Source organism: Kribbella aluminosa, assembly GCF_017876295.1.
Classification (GTDB): domain Bacteria; phylum Actinomycetota; class Actinomycetes; order Propionibacteriales; family Kribbellaceae; genus Kribbella; species Kribbella aluminosa.
This window is the reverse complement of the sequence record NZ_JAGINT010000002.1, coordinates 2,154,144-2,173,347: the sequence shown is the minus strand read 5'-3', so window position 1 is coordinate 2,173,347 and position 19,204 is coordinate 2,154,144. Positions and strand designations below refer to the sequence as shown.

The following is a 19,204-nucleotide window of genomic DNA, read 5'->3' as shown; positions in this document are numbered from 1 at the left end:
CCGGTGTCAGTGCGAAGGCGCGTCCGGTACGGCGGGGCGGTCCTCGCGGGTGTAGTTCTCGACGTAGATGTCGGGCTCGAGGTAGATGTGCTGGCTCATCGGCTCGGCCTCGCGGATCGCGTGTTCGGCGGCGTTGATGGTCTGCGCCACCACGGCCGCGTCGGAGGTCGGCTCGACCGCGACCTTGGCCGCGACCAGCACCTCCTCGGGGCCGAGGTGCAGGGTGCGGATGTGGATCATCCGCGTGACGCCGGGCGTGTTCTCGATGGCGGCGACGATCCGCTGCTGGGCCTCGCGGGTCGCGGACTCGCCGAGCAGCAGCGACTTCATCTCGATCGCCAGGAAGATCGCCACGCAGACCAGCAGCGCGCCGATCGCCATCGATCCCAGGCCGTCGAACACACCGTTGCCGGTGGCAAGCGTCAGGATGACGCCGAGCAGCGCCAGCACCAGGCCGGTGAGTGCGGCGAAGTCCTCGAGCAGGATCACCGGCAGCTCCGGCGCCCGCGCGTTCCGGATGAACCGGACCCAGGAAACATTCCCGCGCAGCTTGTTGGACTCGTTCACCGCGGTCCGGAACGACAGTCCCTCCATCACGATGCCGAGCAGCAGCACGGCCACCGGAACCCACTGCCAGCTGTCGATCCCGTGCGGATCGTGGACCTTATGGTACCCCTCGTACAGCGCGAACAGACCACCGACGCTGAACAGCACGATCGACACGACGAACGAGTAGACGTAGCGCTCCCGGCCGAAGCCGAACTGGTGCAACTCGTCGGCGGCCCGCTTGGCACGCTTGCTGCCGAGCAGCAGCAGGCCCTGGTTGCCGGAGTCGGCCAGCGAGTGGATCGCCTCGGCGAGCATCGAGGCCGACTGGGTCAGCGCCCAGGCGGCGAACTTCGTCACCGCGATCCCGAGGTTGGCCGCCAGCGCCGCGACAACGGCCTTGTTACCGCCACCAGCCATGGTTGTTCAGATCCTCCCAGGAAACCGATGCGCGATTCAGGATGCGGACACGACGAACGCCGTGCCGGAACCACGCAGGGTACAGGGTCCTTCGGGTCCGGAGAGGAACGCCGACTGTCCCGCGGACAACGTCACAGCGGATTCCTTGCCGACGGCATCCACAGTGCCGTCCACGCAGCACACGATCCGCGGACCGACGCCGTCCACCGTGCGCTCGTCGTTCGTCAGCTCGACCCGCTGTACGGCGAAGTACTCGCACCCCGTCTCGTACACACCGTCCGGCGTCGCGGTCAGTACCGGGTCGGCCAGCGGCTCGAAGTCCACCACCGAGACCAGCTCCGGTACGTCGATGTGCTTGGGGGTCAGGCCGCCGCGCAGCACGTTGTCGGAGTTCGCCATCACCTCGAACCCGAGCCCGTGCAGGTACGCGTGCACGTTGCCGGCCGGCAGGTACACCGCGTCGAACCGCTGCAGCCGCACCCGGTTCAGCAGCAGCGCCGCGAGTACGCCGGGATCGTCCGGGAAGTCGGCGCACAACGTCGCGAGGGTTTCCCGCTCCAGCGCGAAGTCGCCGGCCGAACCGGCAACAGCCTGACCGAGAGCAGCGACGAGCGGACGGATCGCGTCCCGGTCGCGGCTCATGAAATCGGTGAACACCTCGCGCAGCTTGCCGTTCCGGAGCAGGTCGGCGAACTCAGCGAATCCTTCGGGTGCCACTGCGTCCAGCAACGCGACGGTCCGGTCGAGGGGCCGGAAACCGACCAGTGCGTCGAACGGCTCGAGCGCGATCAGGATCTCCGGCTTCGGCCAGGCGTCCTTGTAGTTCCGGTCCGCGGCATCCCGCGGGATCCCGGCCGCCTCGTCGCGCTGGTACCCGTCGATCGCCTGCTCCCGCGAGGGATGCGCCTGGATCGACAGCGGCTGCGCGGCCGCGAGCAGCTTCGCCAGGAACGGGAACCGGCCGTCGAACCGCTCGGCCGTCTCCTCCCCCAGCACCGCGGCCGGATCGAACGAGACCGCGTCGTACAGCGTGTCCCCGGACGGCAGCACCGAGGGGGCGGACTCGTGCGCGCCCATCCACAGCTCCGCCTGCGGCTTGCCGGTCGGCTCGACGCCGAGCAGCTTCGGCAGCGCGGTCGGCGAGCCCCACGCGTAGTCGCGGATCGTGTTCTGCAGCGGGACTACCACGCCGGGTCCTCCGACGGGATACCAGGCTCGGCCGGGTCGGCGTCGGTCGCCGTACCGTAGCGGCCCAGGCCGAGACCGAGGTACGCCGCGGCGTACCGGCCGTGCTGGGTCAATGCGGCGTACCGGGCGATGTCCGTACCGTTCGCCTGCGTCACGATGTACACGCGGACGTCGTGTGCCTGCGCTTTATCCTCCAGCTTGCGGCGCTGCTCTGCGACGCCGCCGTCCTCCATGCCGTCGTCCAGCACGACCAGAGCGGGCCGCAGCTCCTCCTGCTTGTCGAACGGGTCAGCGAAGAGGTCCCGCGGCGGCTGGTTAAGTACCGGAAGCAGGTGCCCCGCGTCAGCAGCCAAGGCCGGCCGGCCACTCGCGAGCCGGAACGCCTCGACCACACGGCGAGCTGCCCGCGCCGCCAGCACAGAACCGCCCCAGACCAGCGGGAGCGCGTCAGCCAGCACCAGGGCGAGGTCCTTGGCCGGGTTGGACGCCACGTCCTTGTTGGGCGAGCACTCGATCGCTACGTCGTCCAGCATCGACGCAACGGCCTTGTGGTCGACCTCCGGGCCAAGCTCCATCTGGTGCAACGCCTGCAGTACTGCGACCGCGGACGCCAGCTGGTCGTCGGACTGCGACGGCAGCCGGATCGCGTGCCGCAGCCCCGCGGACGCGATCGCCACGGGTGAGTCCTCGGGCGCCGCGACCATCAGCCCGCAACCACGGCGTACCGCTTCACCGGCCGCCGAGACCGCGTCCGGGTCCTCGGTCGCACCACCCAGTACGACGACCAGGTCCAGCGGACCGGCCCAACCGGGCAGGCCCGGGCCGGGCCAGGCGAGGAACGGGACCGGGCAGACCGTCTCCAGCACGGCGCGGACCAGCCGGGCGTCCCGGCCGACGGCTACAACCGCCCGTGGGCGGAAACCGTCGGACGTCAGCTTGGACAAGACGTCCTCGGACGCCTCCAGCTCGGCCCGGACACGTGCCCCGGCTGTCGCCAGCCGGCGCAGCAGGTGGTCCGCCGCCGAGAGTGCGGCCGGGTCGTCAAGCCGCGTGTCGTCGAAGAGACTCATCAGTTGCTCGCGGACTCGGTTTCCGCACGAGTGTCCCGAGCCTCGTCGATCAGCAGCACCGGGATGTCGTCACGCACCGGGTACGCCAGCGCGCAGGCCGCGTTGGTGCAGATCAGCTCGTTCGCCTCGTCGTCCACGCGGAACTCCGAGCGGCACTTCGGGCAGACCAGGATGCTCAGCAGGTCCGGGTCCAGATTGACTGCCATTCAGTTCTCCTCCACCGATGCGCCGGTGATCAGGGCCAGTACTTCGTCACGGACGCGTTCCATGCCGGCACGGTCCGCGGCCTCGACGTTCAGCCGCAGCAACGGCTCCGTGTTCGACGCACGGACGTTGAACCACCACTGTCCCGCCGATACCGTCAACCCGTCCAGGTGGTCGATGGTCACGCCGTCCGTTTCGCTGCGGCCAGAATACGTATCCTCGATCGCCGCGACCGTCTCCGCCGCGTCCGCGACCTTGTTGTTGATCTCGCCGGAGGCGACGTACCGCTCGTACTCCGCGAACAGCTCGCCGGCCGGTCGGTCCTGCTCGCCGAGCGCGGCGAGTACGTGGAGCGCGGCCAGCATGCCGGTGTCGGCGCGCCAGAAGTCGCGGAAGTAGTAGTGCGCGGAGTGCTCGCCGCCGAACACCGCATCGGTCTCGGCCATCTTCTGCTTGATGTTGGAGTGCCCCACCCGGGTCCGGACCGGTACGCCGCCGTGCTCGGCGATCAGCTCCGGGACCGCCTTCGAGGTGATCAGGTTGTGCAGGATCGTCGCACCGGGGTGCTTGGCGAGCTCCCGGACGGCGACCGCGGCGGTGATCGCGCTCGGCGAGATCGGGTCGCCCTGCTCGTCCACCACGAAGCAGCGGTCGGCGTCGCCGTCGAACGCGAGGCCGAGATCGGCGCCGGTCTCGCGGACCTTGGCCTGCAGGTCGACCAGGTTCTTCGGGTCCAGCGGGTTCGCCTCGTGGTTCGGGAAGTTGCCGTCGAGCTCGAAGTACATCGGGATGATCGTCACCGGGCCGTCGGCGAAGACTGCCGGGACGGTGTGGCCGCCCATGCCGTTGCCGGCGTCGACGACCACGGTGAGCGGGCGGATGCCGCTCAGGTCGACCAGGTCGTGCAGGTGATCGGCGTACGCCGTGAGCAGGTCCTTGTGGGTGAGGTGCCCCGGGGTCGAGCCGGTCGCCGGGCCTTCGGTCAGGGCCTTCGCGACCAGGTCGGCGATGTCCCGCAGCCCCGAGTCGGCGCCGACCGGGGCGGCGCCGGCGCGGCACATCTTGATGCCGTTGTACTGCGCCGGGTTGTGACTCGCGGTGAACATCGCGCCGGGCAGGTCGAGCCGCCCGGACGCGAAGTACAGCTGGTCGGTGGACGCGAGGCCGATGTCGATCACGTCCGCGCCGGTCGAGGTCACACCCTCGGCGAACGCCGCCGCCAACGCCGGGCTGGACGGCCGCATGTCGTACCCGATCACCACGGCCCCGGGTCCCGCGAGCACATCCAGCACCTCGACGAACGCAGCCCCAGCAGCCCGAGCCACGGTCTCGTCCAGCTGCTCGGGCACAACCCCCCGCACGTCATAAGCCTTGAAGATCCCCGCAACATCAACCATGCACGGACCCTATCCGGCCCACCGACCAACGTGTATCTCAGGCCTTCTCGAACCAGCCCGGGGTGGCGCGGTGGTGGACGGTGGGGAGTTGGCGCGGGACCACCGGTGCGGCCCATTTGGTGGCGTTGGCGAGGATCTGGTGGATCTCGGGCTGGTGGTACGTCGGGTACTCCTGGTCGCCGGGGCGGAAGTAGAAGACCCGGCCCTGGCCGCGGCGGTAGCAGCAGCCGGAGCGGAACACCTCGCCGCCGGAGAACGAGCTGACGAAGACCAGCTCGTCCGGCTGCGGGATGTCGAACAGCTCGCCGTACATCTCCTCGCGCTCGATCACCAGCGGGTGCGGGACGCCCTGCGCGATCGGGTGGCCGGCGGCGACCGTCCAGATCAGCTCGCGGTCGTTCTCGGCCCGCCAGTCCAGCGAGCAGGTCGTCCCCATCAACCGGATGAAGATCTTCGAGAAGTGCGCGGAGTGCAGCGCGATCAGGCCCATCCCGGACAGCACGTGCTGCTGGACCCGGTCCACGATCGCGTCGTCGACGTCGCCGTGCGCGGCGTGCCCCCACCAGGTGAGTACGTCGGTGTCCGCGAGCACCTCCTCGGTGAGGCCGTGCTCGTCCTGCTGCAACCATGCCGTACGGACCACGACCTCCTGCCCGAGCTTGTCCCGCAGCGCCGCCGCGATCGTCTCGTGCATGGTGTCCGGGTAGACCTTCCGGACGGTCTCGTCGCGTCCCTCGTGGACGTTCTCGCCCCACACCGTGACGCGGATCGGACCCTGAGCTGTCCTAGGCATTGAGCACAACCTCTCGTCCCGCCTTCGCCGAGGCGTAGCAGGCGTCGATGATCTCGGTCCGGAGCAGCGCCTCGGACCCGTTCTGGCCTTCCCACTCACCGCTCCGCACGATCCGCACGAACTCCTTCACCACCGCGCGGTGCCCGAGGCCCCGCACCGGTGGCCGGCTTCACCTCGGCCGGGACCCCGGCCACGTCGGTGAAGATCCGCAGCGTGTCCGCGGTGGTGTAGTTCTGTACGTCGATCTTCGCGCCGCCCTCGGTGCCGAACAGCTCGATCCCGAAGTTGTCGCCGGGCGCCCGGTACGTCGCCCAGCTGGTCTCCAGCTGCAGCGCGCCGCCGCCCTTCAGCCGCAGGTACGCCGTCGCCAGGTCCTCGACCTCGAACTTCGACCCGAGGGTGTCGACGGTCGGGCGGTCCGGCGTACTCGCGCTGCCCTTGCCGCGCGGCCCGAGCTCCGCGAACGTGTCCGCGGACACCGTGCTGATCTCCGGCTCGCCGAGCAGGTGCAGCGCCATGTCGAGGATGTGCACGCCCAGGTCGATCAGCGGCCCGCCGCCGGACAGCTCCCGGTTCGTGAACCAGCCGCCCATCCCCGGGATGCCGTTGCGGCGCATCCAGTGCGCCTTCGCGTAGTAGATCCGGCCCAGCTGACCCTCGTCGATCTGGTGCTTCAGGGCCGCCACGTCACCGCGCTCGCGATGGTTGAACACCACCTTCAGCACCCGGCCGGCCTGCTTCGAGGCCTCGACCATCGCCGTACCTTCGGCGACCGTCCGGGCCAGCGGCTTCTCGGACAGCACGTGCAGACCCTTGCCGAGCGCCGCCAGCGCGATCGGGGCGTGCAGCTGCGTCGGCGTACCGATGCTGACCGCCTCCAGCCCCGGCGTCGCGAGCAGGTCTTCCCACTTCTCGTACAGATGGGGTACGCCGTGTTTCTCGCCGAGGCTGGTCAGCGTGTCCTTCTCCAGGCCCGCCAGCGCAATCACCTCGACGTCCGGCAACTCGGAGAACGCCTCCAGCGCGGTCCTGCCGGCGAAACCCAGTCCGACCACACCGACCCGCAGTTTTTGATCGTTCACACCCACGATCCTCTCCCGATGACAACGAAGGACACAACTGCTTCCCACACTACGGAACAGGTTTCAACATCGGTCAACCGGCGTTGAGTAACAGACCGGTAACGAGGCCTCAGTCGCCGTCGGGATCGAAGTCGGGGTCGATCTGCTCGGGAGCCAGCGCCAGTACGTCGGCCAGCTCCAGCACCAGGGCCGACCGGACCAGCCAGGACAGGCTGCTGCCGGAGCGTTCGGCGCGGAGCTCGATCGGGCGCCGGAACACCACGATCCGGTACGGCTCGTGCGACGTACCGCCGGTGGCGTGGGTGAGCGGGATCTCGGTCGCGTCGAGCTCCAGGTTCGGGACGTCCTCGATCGCGAACTCGACCCGGGCGATCACCTGCGGCAGCCGCTTCTCCAGCCGGGTCACCTCGATCGCGACCACCTCGTCGAACTGCGCGGCGGCGGACCGCTGCAGCGGCAGGCCACGCGGCGCGAACCTGCTCGGCCGGCTGATCGGGCCGAGCATTCCACGGCCGTGGCGGTCTATGTGCCTGCGATGACGGCGAGCCTCGGTCACGCACTCAGCCTAGTGGGCGTAATGTCTGTCCGTGAGCATCGCCAGGATCTGTTCGCGCGCCGGATGTCAGAAGCCGGCTGTGTCGACGCTCACCTACGTGTACGCCGACTCGACCTGTGTCCTCGGTCCGCTGGCCACGTACGCCGAGCCGCACTGCTACGACCTGTGCGCCGACCACGCCGACCGCCTCACCGCGCCGAACGGGTGGGAGGTCATCCGGCTCGCTCCGGACCCGGCCGCGGCCGGTCCGTCGTCGGACGACCTCGAGGCGCTGGCGAACGCGGTCCGGGAAGCAGCCCGCCCGCTCCCACCGCGCGGCGAGCCCCGCGCCGGCACCCCGGGCGCCCCGGTCGAAGTCGCCCGCCGCGGTCACCTCCGGATGCTCCAGGACCCGGGCGCCAACACCACCGAGGGTTAACGGAGCGCGGCGCTCACGTCAGGCTGCGCGCCGAGCTGGGCCTGGAACACCAAGGACGTCGACAGCGGCCACGCGGCCACCTGCGGTACGTCGTCCTTCGCGGGCTTCGGCGCCGGCATCAGCGTGACGCCCGCGACCACGGTCCCGCGGGTCTGCTGCACCATCAGGTACGTCGGCCGCGGCTGCGCCGGGAACGAGATCGGCGTCGTCGCACCGTTGAGGACGTCGAGCGCCCGCGTGACCAGCACCCGTCCGGCCGCATCGCGCAGCTCGAACTTGACGCTCCCGGTCTTCCCCGGCGCCGTCACCTGTAGAACGGCCGGCTGCTTGTGCACCGGCAGCACCAGGTACGCCGGGCCGGTCAACGCCTCCGCGGACCCGATCGACGAGAACTCGGTCTGGCTGGCGTCGGTGGTCCGCATCGCCGCGGTCACCGGCTGGTCGGAGTTGATCGTGATCGCGCTCGCATCGCCGTTCAGCACCTTGCCGAGCGAGATCGTCCGGACCGTACCGGCGGGCACCGCGACGGTCTCCAGCCCGGCCGGCTTGAACGGGCCGTTCGGGCCGTTGATCGTCAGGCTCGCGGTCGCCTGCAGGTCGGTCGGGTTCGCGATCGAGAGGATCCGTCCCCCGCCGCCGGGCGCCACCGCGGGCACGAACACCATGGTGGCCGGCGGTGCCGACGTGTTCAGCCAGTCCACACCGGCCGGACTGCTACCGGTCGATGCGTTCGACCGGACCGCGGCGGCGACCCGGCCGCCGGTCGACTCGACGTGCAGGGCGATGTCCCGGAGGTTCGGAGCGACCTGCCGGAGGAACACCTCCGACGTACCGCGGGCCGGCACCACGATGCCGCGGGCCGCGGGCAGGTCGGCGGAGCCGGCGCGGGAGTACACGCTGACGTTCACCTCGGCGTTGATGCTGTCCAGGTTCGTGAGGACCAGGACGTCGCGGCGATCGCTCGCCCCGGACGCGCCGACGAACCAGAAGTCCGATCCGGGCAGCTGGCACGGCACGCTGGCCATCCCGCGGTTCACCTCGCCGTCCGGCGCGGTCGTCGTACTCGTGCCGACCGTCCCGGCCGCCAGCGGACCGCTGCCCTGGATCGACAGCGGCACCGGGCTGACCGCCACGGGGCTCGAGCCGATGGTGCCGCGCTTGAGCAGGGATCCGACCGGGTTGGACGTGGCCGGCAGCGGCACGATCGACAACGGCTGAGCGGTCCCGGGCGAGGTCGCCGTACCTTCGGGCAGCGTCGGCGAGACCGCGTTCACCACGCTGGTCATCCTGCCGCCGGGCGCGACCACCGGGCACGCGAGCGCCGTCCGGTTCACGACGGCCCGCGCAGGCTTGGCGGCGGCCGCCTCCACGCGGGTGTCGGCCTTGCCCGGATGAGTGATCACTCCGAGCCCGGCCAGCACGGCCATGGCGGCGACGACGGCCCCGATCCGGAGGCGCGGGTCGGACAGCAACCGGCTCACCGGGGGTCCCTTCTCGCGTGCGTGCCTTGCGGTACGGCGACGGTACGGCGGACCGTCGGCAGGCAGAAGATCAGCGCGATGATCCAGCCGATCAGCCCGAGGATGCGCCACAGCGAATGCGTCTGGTCGACGATCGGCGTCCTGCCCTCGATCTTCGAGCGGTCCACCAGCCACGAGGCGTCGCCGTCGTTCGCGCTGGCCCGGGTCAGGCCCGGCAGCGAGTCGAGCGCCGCCTGCAACGTCGGGTCCACCGGACCGGGCAGGTACACGTAGTCGATCGCGAGGCCGGCCAACTGCCGCCCCTCCTCGCCGCTACCACCACCGCCGAGGGTCGCCAGGACGTCGGTGATCGGCTTGGTCTGCGCCGGGGTCGGCGCCGCCTCGAGCGCGCCCATCCGCGGGCCGCCGTTCTTCACCAGCGAGAACCGCATCTGGCCGCCGTCCGCCTTGCGTACGACCAGGATCGACTGGTTGTCCGGCGGATCCTGCGAGGCCACCAGGTACGCCGGGAGGTCCTGCGCCGAGCCGCGCCAGAGCGGACCGTCGGCGCCGCGCACCATCCAGAAGCCCGCCGTCACGATCGTCGTCACCAGCGCGAGCCCGAGCACGCCCTGGACGATGAGCTCCCGGGACTTCCCGACCGAGTCCCAGGCGACCGTGACCGACATGATCCAGCCGGCCGTCATCAGGAACATCAACGGCCCGCTGCCGCCGCCGAGCCGGCTCGAGAGCAGCGTCCCGGCCAGACCGGCCAGCGCGGCGAACCAGCCGAGCAACTCGTACCGCTGCCGCGACTCGCGCAGCAGCGCGACCAGCGCCACCACGATCAGCGGTACGGCGAACCACCAGGGCGTCGGGGCACCGATCGGCGTACCGGTCAGCAGATGCAGCAGGCTGTCACCCGGACCGACCGCGGCGGTCGGCGGGCCGCCCGCTTCCTGGCCCAGCTTCGACGGGTGCCGCACCAGGTCGATCGTCCACGGCAGCACCAGCAGCAGACCGAGCACGACCGAGAAGACCAGCTGTCGCCCCTGGCGCCGCCAGCCGAGGCCGAACACCGCGCCCAGCACCAGGACGACGGCGATCAGCAGACCGAGCGCCGGCGTGAACGCGAACAGCACGGCCAGACAGGCGCCGGCGAACCACGCGGCCCGCCAGCTGCCCTGCACAACCACACGTCGCCGCCGCGCGACGGTGTGGACGGCGGCACCGAGCAGCGGCAGCACGATCGCCGCCACACACGTCCCGAGCCGCCCCTGCGAGATCGCACCGTTCGTGAAGACCGCCAGCCCGTACGCCGATGCGCCCCAGGCGCGGGCCACGCGGTCGACGACGAAGGACCGGAGCAACGCCCACGCCGCGAGACCGGCCAGCGGAACCGCGCCGAGCAGCAGGATGTTCGTCGCACCGCCCGGACCGAACAGGATCGTGGAGAACGCCCACATCTGCCCCAACCACGCCGGCGGAGTGACGCCGGGCGGAGCGGACGCGGCCGCGTGCCACAGCGCCGCGAGGTTCTCCTGAGCCGGGAGCAGCAGGTGCGAACGCAGCGTACCGCCGCCGATCAGGCCACGAGCCGCCAGGACCGCCCCGAGCGCGAGCACCACCCAAGCGACCAGGAACGGCCGCCGGATCAGTTGCCGGCGCCAGCGCGGCTGGTCGACCGCGACGCGCGCGGTCGACTTCGCCCGGCGGGCCGTGGTGACGACCTGTTCGTCGGGCTCGTCCGCCCAGGCTTCGCGGATCCGCTCGGAGATCGTGCTGGTGGTCTCCTCCAGGTTGTGCCGCAGTGCGTGCACGGACCGGGAGAACAGGCCCTTGATGTCGTCGTACGGGACCTGGTTGAGATCCCGGCGGTTCTTCCGGGCCGTGGTCCAGCCGCCCGCGAGCAGCGTGCCCAGCAGCGCCGTCCACTCGTCGACCGCGCCGGACGGTGTCTTGCCGATCACGAACCAGATCGACCGCAGCACGGTGCCGAACAGGAACCGCAGGATCAGCAGCGGCAGCAGTTTGCCAGGAGCGTTCGCAAGAACGGTGTAGTACGCATGGGCGCGGTCGAGCTGGTACGCGTGCCGCCGGGTGCCGGCCAGTGCCCGCTCGCCGGTGGCCGCGGCCTGGGCGTGGTAGACGACCGCGTCCGGCGCGACGCCGACCTGGTACCCGGCGCGGCTCGCGCGCCAGCCGAAGTCGATGTCGTCGCGGAACATCGGCAGCCGCGGGTCGAACCCGTGCAGCGCCTCCCAGACGTCGCGGCGGACCAGCATGCCGGCCGAGCTGACCGCGAGCACGTTCCGCGGCTGGTCGTGCTGGCCCTGGTCGAGCTCGCCGTTCTCGATCCCGGTGTCGCGGCGACCGCCGAGCGACGTGGTGACACCGACCTCGAGCAGCTCGCGGTCCCGCGGCCAGAGCCGGAGCTTCGGACCCCACACTCCGGTTTCCGGCGAAATAGTGGCCTGGAGCAACAACTTCTCCAGTGCCTTCGGAGCCGGCGCGCAGTCGTCGTGCAGCAGCCACAGCCACTCCACCACCGGCACCTGGCCGTCGTCGCCGTACGGACCGACGGCGCTCGGGATCGGCGCGAAACCGTGCGTTTCCAGGCCGCGGGCGACGGCCACGCCGAAGCCGGTCCGCGCGGACACGCTGACCACGGGCTCGACGCCGGGCATCGCGGCCAGCAGTTCGGCGGTCTCGTCGGTGGAGCCGGTGTCGACCGCGATCAGCCGGTCCGGACGCGGGTTGAGTGCCCACAAGGACTCGGACAGCCGCGGCAGCCAGGCCGCGCCCTCATGCCCGACCACCACGGCGGTGACGACATGCCGGACCCGCGGACGGCGCATGTGGCCGCCAGTGTGATCGGTCGGGAAGTCGACGGAGTCGAAGAATTCCCAACCAGCCGGAGCTTCTTGTTCCATGCGGAGCTGTGACACCTCGATGCTTGCGGACGGTCACCGCGACCGCAGGTCCCGGCGAGGACTCACCATACAGCCGCTCTCGGAGTGTCTGGAAAGCCACGGCCTCACCTGTGGAAAAGCCGCGGGCCCCGGACGACGGATCGTCCAGGGCCTCGCGGAAGTCTCTGCTGTTGCGTTGTGCTCTCAGCCGGCTGTCAGACGGCCTTCTTCTTCAGCTTGCGGCGCTCCCGCTCCGACAGACCGCCCCAGATTCCGAAGCGTTCGTCGTTCTGCAGCGCGTACTCGAGGCATTCGCCCCGGACGTCGCAGCCGAGGCACACCTTCTTGGCCTCGCGGGTGGAACCGCCCTTCTCCGGGAAGAAAGCCTCTGGATCGGTCTGGGCGCACAGCGCCCTTTCCTGCCAGTTCGGCTCCTCCTCGATCGCCTCACCGTCGACAATCGCCATCAGCTCTGTCACGGTACGACCTCCTCGACCCTGTTCGTTCCCCTGTACATGTGGGTTTGCGGTCCACATGCCTGACCTCGTCCGTCCTACGCTCTGCAACGGTCCCCGATACCGAGTGTCCTAACGAACGACACGGTTGAAATTACATTCCTGCAATGCACGAAAGTCAAGCCGTGCTCTGCTATTGGGACCATCCGCAACACGCCCGCAAAAGAACGAGAGGCCTGCAGATGCAGGCCTCTCGCGCCGGGTACCCGGCTTCAAACCTCGTGGTGCCGCGATTTTTCCGCAGCCGCGGTAAGGGCTTGCTGCCCCAGCCGCCGACCGATCTGCTGACCGGTCAGGAAGGCTGGGACCACCAGCCCTGCTGGCCCTGGCCCGGCTGGTTCGGGTCGTTCTTGTCGCCCTCGACACGCGGGTCGACGCGGGTCTCGTCGGCCGATTCCGCCTGCTGTGCAGGCTCTGTGGCCGCCGGCTGCTCGGCCGGCTTGTCGTCGGCCTGCCAGGACTGCTCCTGCTGCCAGGCCTGCTGGCCCTGCTGGGCTTCGGGCTGCTCGTGCGAACCTTCAGCAGCAGCGTGTTCCGGCTGGCCCCACTCCTGGCCCTGCGGGGCCTGCTGGCCCTGTTGGCCGTAGTCCTGGCCACTCCACTGCTGCTGGCCGTGCTGCTGACCGGCGTCGCCGCCCCACTGCTGCTGCTCCTGCGGCCACTGCTGGCCCTGCTCCTGGCCACTCCACTGCTGCTGGCCTTCGGAGTTCCACGCCTGCGTCGGCTCGGCAGCGGCCTGGCCCTCGGCCGGCCACGCCTGCTCCGGCTGTGCGGCCGGCTGTGCGACCTGCGGGTCCGTGTGCTGACCGGCCTGCTGGGCCTCGACGTCACCGGCGGACCAGGCCTGCTGCTGCTCGCCCTGGTTCCAGCCCTGCTCCTGCGGCCACTGCTGCTGGTCGCCCTGACCCGCTGCGTAACCACCTGCCGCACCGGCAGCCGCGTAACCGCCGTACTGCTGCTGGCCCTGGTCGTACTGCTGACCGCCGTACTGACCCTGCTGGTCGTGACCGTAGCCCGGCTGCTGGCCGTAGCCCGGCTGGCCGTACTGCGCCTGCTGGCCACCGAACTGGCCCTGCTGCCCGTGCTGGCCCGGCTGCTGGAACTGCCCCGCCTTCGGGGCCTTCACCGGCGCCGGCAGCGCCTGGAACGTCTTCAGTGCGTACAGCCCGACACCGCCGTACAGCGCGAGGCCACCGAGCGAGGCGATGAAACCGACGATCTTCTCGCCGGCCGTGCCGCCGCCGTTGAACTGCGCGAACGTCGCGACCAGGCCGATCAGCAGGAACAGACCGGTGATGACCAGCGCGGCCAGCGTGACGATCCGGGCGTTCGGCGTGCGCTCGCCCTCGTTGACCAGCCAGACCGCGCCCACCAGCGCCGGGATCAGCGCGATCGTGGTGACGGACGGCGGGACGATGATGCTGTGCACGCCCGCGGATGCGGCCACGAAGCCGATCCCGCCGACGAACAACTGGAAGAGCGCTGCCAGTGCGAGCAGGCCGGTGAATGCGAGCAAGATGTACGCGACCGGCTCTCTGAGCTTCTTGGTTGCGTCGGTGACCACGAGGGCTCCTCGGATGTTGGGGGGCCGTACAACTGAGCTGTGCGGATCTGATGACTCACCGCAGCATAGTCGTGCGGTGGGCCGACGCATTGACGACTCGGGCAGACTCTTCCCATGCAAGTTCGCACCCACCTGCCCAAGCGATTCCCCGAGCGTGTCACCGTGCTGGCCGGCGGCATCGGCGGTTCCGCCTTCCTGCGTGGTCTGCTCAAGGCCCGTCCCGACGCCGAGATCACCGTCGTCGGGAACACCGCGGACGACATCACCCTGTTCGGCCTGCGGGTCTGCCCCGACCTCGACACCGTCATGTACACCCTCGGCGGCGGCATCTCGGAGGAGCGCAAGTGGGGCCGTGAGGACGAGACCTGGGTGATCAAGGAGGAGCTCGCGGCGTACGGCGTGGAGCCCACCTGGTTCGGGCTCGGCGACCGCGACGTCGCGACGCACCTGGTGCGGACCCAGATGCTGGACGCCGGGTACAGCCTGACCGCGGTCACCGAAGCGCTCTGCGCCCGCTGGAAGCTCCCGGTCCGGCTGCTGCCGATGAGCGACGACCGGATCGAGACCCACGTGGTGGTGGACGACCCGGAGCAGCCGGGCCGCCGCAAGGCCATTCATTTCCAGGAGTACTGGGTCCGCTACCAGGCGGGCATCCCGGCACACCAGATCGTTGCCGTCGGCCAGGACAAGGCCAAGCCCGCGCCCGGCGTCCTGGACGCGATCGCGGACTGCGACGTACTGATCGTCCCGCCGTCCAACCCGGTGGTCTCGGTCGGCACGATCCTCGGCGTACCGGGAATCCGGGAGGCGGTCCGGGAGACCGCCGCCCCGGTCATCGGGCTGTCGCCGATCATCGGGACCGGCCCGGTCCGCGGGATGGCCGACAAGGTGCTGGCCACGGTCGGCGTCGCGGCCACCGCGTCGGCGGTCGCGCGGTACTACGGCTCGCGCGCGTCCGGCGGCATCCTGGACGGCTGGCTGATCGACACCTCGGACGCGATCCAGGCGGATTCGATCGCCGGAGCCGGAATTCACGTCCAGGCGGTGCCGTTGTGGATGACGGACGAGACCACCACCGCCGCGATGGCTGACGCGGCACTGACCCTCGCGGAGGCCGTACGGCGATGAGGAAGCACCTGGAGATCTTTCCGGTGACCGGGCTGCCCGAGGTGGCGGCGGGGGCCGACCTGGCCGCGCTGATCGCGGACGGCACCGACCTGCGCGACGGCGACGTGGTCTCGGTGACGTCCAAGATCGTCAGCAAGGCGGAGGGCCGGCTCACGTACGGCACCCGGCAGGAGGCGATCGACGCCGAGCTCGTCCGGGTGGTCGCGCAACGCGGCGACACCCGGATCGTGCAGACCCGGCACGGCCTGGTGATGGCCGCGGCCGGCACCGACACCTCGAACACGGCGCCCGGCACGGTCCTGCTGCTCCCGGTCGACCCGGACGAGTCCGCGCGCTCATTGCGCTCGGCCTTGAAGGAGCGGTACGACGTGAACGTCGGCGTCGTCGTCACCGACACGCTCGGCCGCCCGTGGCGCACCGGCCAGACCGACGTGGCGATCGGCGCCGCCGGGGTCCGCGTGGTCGAGGACCTGCGCGGTACGACGGACAGCCACGGCAACGTCCTCGCGGTCACCGAGCCCGCGCTCGCGGACGAGATCGCGGGCGCCAGCGAACTGGTGAAGGGCAAGGCCGACGGCGTACCGGTCGCGGTGCTGCGCGGGCTCGAGGACGTCGTACTGCCGGTCGGCTCGGATGGTCCCGGGGCGCGGGCGCTGGTACGGGACGCCGAGCACGACATGTTCAGCCTCGGAACCCGCGAGGCGGCGCGGGCCGCCGTACTCGACCGGCAACCACCGGCCGGGCCGCGGGAGGCGGATACCGCGGTGTGGTCGGACCTGCCGGGTGTCGACGGGGTGCGGTTGGAGGTCGGTGGCAACGCTGTCACCGTGGTCGGTGAGGATCCCGTGACGGTCGGGGTGGTCGCGGAGCGGCTCGCGGTGCTGCTGCATGCGGAGGGTTACGGGGTCGCGGTGCGGCCCGGTCCCGGCAGTGCGGCGACGGTCACGTTCGGCTCACGGTCGAGGTAGTTTTCTAGGCAACTTCTTAGGGTCACCTCGTACACTGCCTTCGCACGGCGGCGCGATGGCCGCCCCTACCCGGGAAGAACAACACTGTGGGTAAAGCGTCGTCGCAGAAACATTCGCGCCGCCAGATGATCGAGAAGATGCAGCGCGAGCAGGCCGCCTCGGACCGCCGCCGTACCGTGATCATCGTGGTCTGCTCGATCGTGGTCGGACTGGCCATCATCGCCTACCCGGCGATCAAGCTCGTCCAGGACTCCCGGACCAAGAACCAGGCACTCACCGACTTCGGTGTCGCGGCCGGCTCCGCGTCCTGCGACCCGGCCACCAACGACACCGCCGGCGGCACCCAGGACCACCGCCCCGACGGCGAGAAGATCCTGTACTCCGTGTCCCCGCCGTCCTCCGGCCCGCACTACGCGGTCTGGGCGCCGTTCGGCAAGAAGTTCTACTCGATGACCGACCGGCCGCCGGTGGAGAACCTGGTGCACAACCTCGAGCACGGGTACACGATCCTCTGGTACCGCGACACCCTGCCGAAGGACCAGATCGACAAGATCGAGAAGATCGCCAAGTCGAAACTGCCGGACACCTCGCTGAACAAGCTCATCGCCGCCCCCTACAAGCAGTCCGAGGGCAAGGGCTGGCCGGACGGCAAGAACCTCGCCTTCGCCCACTGGAGCGGCCCCGGCACCGACCAGAAGTCCTACGGCCACCGCCAGTTCTGCAGCTCGGTGAGCGGCGAGGCCCTCAAACAGTTCATGGAGAAATACCCCGCCACCGACGCCCAGGAACCCAACGGCGGCTGACCCTCCCCGAACGCCCCCGAGAGCACCACTCCCGGGGTCGTTCCACATCACGCAGAGTCGCCAGACCCACCGGGCTCCTGCCCAGCGGCTTCCGCGGCGCGTCGCGCGGCCGCCCGGGCACGAATCTTCTCGAGCTCGATCCGGTCCCTCTCGTCCAGTACAGCCAGAGCTTCGGCGTCGATCGGGATCGGTGCCTGGGCGAGTCGCTTGCTGAGGCTGCCGTAGGAGGCGGTGGCGATGGGGAGATCGATCCCTCCCTGGCCCGGCCAGAACTGGCCACCCCGCTCCAGCAATTGCGCCATTGGCTCGTACGGATCATCGAAGTCGGGGAATCGTTCCTTCGGACCGTTGCCCAGCGACGCCCACCGGAACATGTCTGTCACCACCCGGCGGACCTGCGGCATCAACTCATGACCGACGGCGGTCTCAAGCCGCTCCAGCCACAGCGGATCGGTTTCGATCGACGGGTCGAACGCCAGAGCAACCTCAGCGAGTGGCCACAGTTTGGTGATGCCCAGTGCGTTCGCCCAGACGGCCTTCCGCCGGAAGAACTCGCTGGCCAACGCACCCCGCGAGGTCTGGTGCAGATCTTCGGCCTCTTGGTCGTCCCACCGCGCTGCGATCAGGCGTTCGAGCAACCGCTCACACGCCGCCGTATCCGTCACAACCCCAGTCCTTCCTTTGCCACCCGAACCACCTCGTCCAGGTTGGACAAATCGTCCGCCACTAGCAGCCCACCTCTCGATATATCCAGCTTCTCCCAGTGCGCGAGCAGGTCCACCCTGCGCTCCTGCAGACTCCGTGGTGCCATGTTGTGCGCCGTCGGATGTTCAGGAGTGACCTTCGACATCCCGTACTCGTTCCACGCATCCGCGTCCGCCGAGTTGTACGGAAGGCCGGCTTGCATCAGTTTTGCCTCGACGTACTCGTGCGCGAGCAGCGACCAGAACTGCGTGCGCTCTTCGTCTGTCAGCTCGGCACCCGATGCACCCCGGTCCCACAACAGACCGACTATTTCGAGCGGTGTGAAGGCGCCATGCTTGAGCACCCCCGGCCTCACCGCCACATCGTGCTCGCGCATGAAGAGGTGATCCTTCACAGCGTCGACGACCTCGCGGGGGAAGCCCGTGTTCTCGGCGACGGCATCCACGTCGTCGGTTTCGCGGATCCGGCGGTACGTCTCCATGTCCTTCGGATCCGCATCCTCGACGAACTCGTGCTCGGGTGCGTCAGCGTCGTCGACGGACCGATCCGCTGCGGGCTCGACCGCGGACGGCTCGGCGGTCTCGTCGCGGGTGTGCGGGGCCGGCGCTGTCGGCCTCGGCGTCGACGGCTCGGTGGATGTCATCGGGTGTCTCCGCACGTGCATCGTCGGATGGGTGTGCGGTGCTGTTGTCGTGGTCGGTACGGCGCTCTTGTCGGAGGTCCTCGGGCCGGATCGGATCAGTCGACTGATCGACGATGTCGTCATCGCGCGGGGTGTGCGCATCAGCGTCGTCCGTCGGCTTCTGTCCGGTCGGTGATTCCTCGATGAGGTCGACCGGCGACCTCGCCGAGCCTGAGCCAGCGTCTCCCAAATCCCGCGGCTCGTCTCCCAGATCCCGCGGCTCGTCTCCCAGATCCTGCGGCTGGTCTCCCAGATCCTGCGGCTGGTCTTCGGGATCCTGCGGCTGGTCTCCCAGATCCTGCGGCTGGTCTTCGGGATCCGCGTCGCGGACTTCGTGGTCTGGGCGGCTCCAGCCTTCGCGTGTGAAGACTGGATCCTTGGCCAGCTGCTCGCGGAGTTTCGCCGACAGCTGGGGCAGTTGATCCGCCGAGGCTTCGCGGACAGGTTCGGCAGCGTCGAGTTCGGCGCGGTCCGGAGCGTCGGGTTCAGGTACTTCGGGCGTCGTGGCTGGTTGCCTGGTGTCGGCTGCGCGGTCCGGTTCGGCGTCGCGGGGCGACGTGTACTGGAGTCTGGCGAACGTATCGTCTGCTGCGAGTCGGCGGCGTACCTCGAGCGGATACCGATCCGCCCACTCCGGCAACGGCTCGTCCAGCCGGCGGTCGGGTGCCGACGACTGGTCCAGCCGGCGGTCGGGCCCGGACGCCGCGCGGTCCGGGCGGGATTCCGAGGGCCGGTCGGGATCCGCCCGGTGGTCTGTGCGTTGGGCGGGTCCGCCCGGTGGTCTGTGCGTTGG

The 19,204-nt window shown here is 69.9% G+C and carries 19 protein-coding genes; 4 read left to right on the top strand and 15 right to left on the bottom strand.

Annotation, left to right across the window (positions count from 1 at the left end):
- Window positions 1–6 precede the first annotated feature (6 nt).
- The 9 genes from JOF29_RS31680 to JOF29_RS31645 form a co-directional block, all read right to left on the bottom strand.
- A complete protein-coding gene (locus JOF29_RS31680) occupies window positions 7–966 on the bottom strand; it encodes a cation diffusion facilitator family transporter (protein ID WP_209698061.1) in 960 nt (319 codons plus the stop codon).
- 36 nt (window positions 967–1,002) lie between these two features.
- Window positions 1,003–2,154, bottom strand: a complete 1,152-nt coding sequence (gene manA / locus JOF29_RS31675) for a mannose-6-phosphate isomerase, class I (RefSeq protein WP_209698060.1) — start codon at window positions 2,152–2,154, stop codon at window positions 1,003–1,005.
- On the bottom strand, window positions 2,148–3,224 hold the full coding sequence (locus JOF29_RS31670) for an SIS domain-containing protein (RefSeq protein ID WP_209698059.1): 1,077 nt from the start codon (window positions 3,222–3,224) through the stop codon (window positions 2,148–2,150). The genes manA and JOF29_RS31670 overlap by 7 nt, the downstream gene beginning before the upstream one ends.
- On the bottom strand, window positions 3,224–3,430 hold the full coding sequence (locus JOF29_RS31665) for a Trm112 family protein (protein ID WP_209698058.1): 207 nt from the start codon (window positions 3,428–3,430) through the stop codon (window positions 3,224–3,226). The genes JOF29_RS31670 and JOF29_RS31665 overlap by 1 nt, the downstream gene beginning before the upstream one ends.
- Window positions 3,431–4,825: a phosphomannomutase/phosphoglucomutase gene (locus tag JOF29_RS31660; RefSeq protein WP_209698057.1), complete on the bottom strand. Its 1,395-nt coding sequence runs from the start codon at window positions 4,823–4,825 to the stop codon at window positions 3,431–3,433.
- Between the two features lie 37 nt (window positions 4,826–4,862).
- Window positions 4,863–5,618 carry a ThuA domain-containing protein gene (locus tag JOF29_RS31655; protein WP_209698056.1) on the bottom strand — a complete coding sequence of 252 codons (756 nt, stop codon included), beginning with the start codon at window positions 5,616–5,618 and terminating at the stop codon, window positions 4,863–4,865.
- Window positions 5,611–5,736, bottom strand: coding sequence for a hypothetical protein (locus JOF29_RS44850; RefSeq protein WP_281067446.1), 126 nt, complete (start codon window positions 5,734–5,736; stop codon window positions 5,611–5,613). The genes JOF29_RS31655 and JOF29_RS44850 overlap by 8 nt, the downstream gene beginning before the upstream one ends.
- Window positions 5,714–6,700 (bottom strand): Gfo/Idh/MocA family protein, encoded by a 987-nt coding sequence (locus JOF29_RS31650; protein WP_307863791.1) that lies wholly within the window; start codon window positions 6,698–6,700, stop codon window positions 5,714–5,716. Before JOF29_RS31650 ends, JOF29_RS44850 begins: the two co-directional genes overlap by 23 nt.
- A gap of 109 nt (window positions 6,701–6,809) precedes the next feature.
- Entirely contained in the window at window positions 6,810–7,256 is a 447-nt protein-coding gene (locus tag JOF29_RS31645) for a metallopeptidase family protein (protein WP_307863790.1), read from the bottom strand.
- A gap of 31 nt (window positions 7,257–7,287) precedes the next feature.
- Between JOF29_RS31645 and JOF29_RS31640 the strand changes: the two genes are divergently transcribed.
- On the top strand, window positions 7,288–7,674 hold the full coding sequence (locus JOF29_RS31640) for a DUF3499 domain-containing protein (RefSeq protein ID WP_209698055.1): 387 nt from the start codon (window positions 7,288–7,290) through the stop codon (window positions 7,672–7,674).
- Here JOF29_RS31640 and JOF29_RS31635 read toward each other — a convergent pair.
- From JOF29_RS31635 to JOF29_RS31620, 4 genes are all read right to left on the bottom strand, one after another.
- Window positions 7,671–9,155, bottom strand: a complete 1,485-nt coding sequence (locus tag JOF29_RS31635) for a DUF5719 family protein (protein WP_209698054.1) — start codon at window positions 9,153–9,155, stop codon at window positions 7,671–7,673. The genes JOF29_RS31640 and JOF29_RS31635 overlap by 4 nt on opposite strands.
- The gene (locus JOF29_RS31630) at window positions 9,152–12,067 is read right to left on the bottom strand and encodes a glycosyltransferase family 2 protein (RefSeq protein ID WP_209698053.1); all 2,916 of its coding nucleotides are present in this window, start codon (window positions 12,065–12,067) and stop codon (window positions 9,152–9,154) included. Before JOF29_RS31630 ends, JOF29_RS31635 begins: the two co-directional genes overlap by 4 nt.
- Before the next feature lie 194 nt (window positions 12,068–12,261).
- Entirely contained in the window at window positions 12,262–12,513 is a 252-nt protein-coding gene (locus JOF29_RS31625; RefSeq protein ID WP_020389877.1) for a WhiB family transcriptional regulator, read from the bottom strand.
- Between the two features lie 340 nt (window positions 12,514–12,853).
- On the bottom strand, window positions 12,854–14,125 hold the full coding sequence (locus JOF29_RS31620; protein WP_209698052.1) for a hypothetical protein: 1,272 nt from the start codon (window positions 14,123–14,125) through the stop codon (window positions 12,854–12,856).
- A gap of 114 nt (window positions 14,126–14,239) precedes the next feature.
- On the opposite strand from JOF29_RS31620, the gene cofD reads away from it, so the two are divergent.
- The 3 genes from cofD (at window position 14,240) to JOF29_RS31605 (ending at window position 17,024) form a co-directional block, all read left to right on the top strand.
- Window positions 14,240–15,253 (top strand): 2-phospho-L-lactate transferase, encoded by a 1,014-nt coding sequence (gene cofD / locus JOF29_RS31615; protein WP_209698051.1) that lies wholly within the window; start codon window positions 14,240–14,242, stop codon window positions 15,251–15,253.
- Complete coding sequence (locus tag JOF29_RS31610; RefSeq protein ID WP_209698050.1) at window positions 15,250–16,221, top strand: coenzyme F420-0:L-glutamate ligase; 972 nt, start codon at window positions 15,250–15,252, stop codon at window positions 16,219–16,221. The genes cofD and JOF29_RS31610 overlap by 4 nt, the downstream gene beginning before the upstream one ends.
- A 125-nt stretch (window positions 16,222–16,346) precedes the next feature.
- Complete coding sequence (locus JOF29_RS31605; RefSeq protein ID WP_245359645.1) at window positions 16,347–17,024, top strand: thioredoxin-like domain-containing protein; 678 nt, start codon at window positions 16,347–16,349, stop codon at window positions 17,022–17,024.
- A 47-nt stretch (window positions 17,025–17,071) separates the two neighbouring features.
- Here the strand turns inward: JOF29_RS31605 and JOF29_RS31600 are convergent, their stop codons facing one another.
- Together JOF29_RS31600 and JOF29_RS31595 are read right to left on the bottom strand one after the other, a co-directional pair.
- Window positions 17,072–17,662: a hypothetical protein gene (locus tag JOF29_RS31600; RefSeq protein ID WP_209698048.1), complete on the bottom strand. Its 591-nt coding sequence runs from the start codon at window positions 17,660–17,662 to the stop codon at window positions 17,072–17,074.
- 23 nt (window positions 17,663–17,685) lie between these two features.
- Entirely contained in the window at window positions 17,686–18,372 is a 687-nt protein-coding gene (locus tag JOF29_RS31595; RefSeq protein WP_209698047.1) for a hypothetical protein, read from the bottom strand.
- Window positions 18,373–19,204: the final 832 nt, after the last annotated feature.

Bases quoted from the DNA above. Each gene is read 5' to 3' on its own strand.
- JOF29_RS31680 (WP_209698061.1), bottom strand. From the start codon at position 966: ATGGCTGGTGGCGGTAACAAGGCCGTTGTCGCGGCGCTGGCGGCCAAC.
- JOF29_RS31670 (WP_209698059.1), bottom strand. From the start codon at position 3,224: ATGAGTCTCTTCGACGACACGCGGCTTGACGACCCGGCCGCACTCTCG.
- JOF29_RS31665 (WP_209698058.1), bottom strand. From the start codon at position 3,430: ATGGCAGTCAATCTGGACCCGGACCTGCTGAGCATCCTGGTCTGCCCG.
- JOF29_RS31660 (WP_209698057.1), bottom strand. From the start codon at position 4,825: ATGGTTGATGTTGCGGGGATCTTCAAGGCTTATGACGTGCGGGGGGTT.
- JOF29_RS31655 (WP_209698056.1), bottom strand. From the start codon at position 5,618: ATGCCTAGGACAGCTCAGGGTCCGATCCGCGTCACGGTGTGGGGCGAG.
- JOF29_RS31630 (WP_209698053.1), bottom strand. From the start codon at position 12,067: ATGGAACAAGAAGCTCCGGCTGGTTGGGAATTCTTCGACTCCGTCGAC.
- JOF29_RS31625 (WP_020389877.1), bottom strand. From the start codon at position 12,513: ATGGCGATTGTCGACGGTGAGGCGATCGAGGAGGAGCCGAACTGGCAG.
- cofD (WP_209698051.1), top strand. From the start codon at position 14,240: ATGCAAGTTCGCACCCACCTGCCCAAGCGATTCCCCGAGCGTGTCACC.
- JOF29_RS31610 (WP_209698050.1), top strand. From the start codon at position 15,250: ATGAGGAAGCACCTGGAGATCTTTCCGGTGACCGGGCTGCCCGAGGTG.
- JOF29_RS31605 (WP_245359645.1), top strand. From the start codon at position 16,347: ATGATCGAGAAGATGCAGCGCGAGCAGGCCGCCTCGGACCGCCGCCGT.
- JOF29_RS31595 (WP_209698047.1), bottom strand. From the start codon at position 18,372: ATGACATCCACCGAGCCGTCGACGCCGAGGCCGACAGCGCCGGCCCCG.